Source organism: Arcobacter sp. LA11, from assembly GCF_001895145.1.
GTDB lineage: Bacteria > Campylobacterota > Campylobacteria > Campylobacterales > Arcobacteraceae > Halarcobacter.
Genome location: NZ_BDIR01000041.1, coordinates 1 through 246 on the forward strand (window position 1 = coordinate 1; position 246 = coordinate 246).

Here is a 246-nt window from a genome sequence, read left to right on the forward strand (position 1 = left end):
TCTATCATAGTTTATTCTTCCATCTAATTCTACACCATAGTAGAAGGCAGAGTAATTTTTACCAGAGAAAGAAGGTTTAGAACCATGAGTAAGGTGTCCCCCATGAGAAAGGTCCATACCAAGGATTTTATCACCAGCTTTTAAAAGTGCTGCGTAAACTGCACCATTTGCTTGAGATCCTGCATGAGGTTGTACATTAGCAAATTTACAATCAAAGATTTCACAAGCTCTATCTATTGCTAGTTG

1 pseudogene is annotated in these 246 nt (G+C 37.4%); it reads right to left on the minus strand.

Annotated features, from left to right (window positions below):
- Positions 1-246, minus strand: a pseudogene (gene glyA, locus BT997_RS15320) (serine hydroxymethyltransferase); the annotation flags it as partial.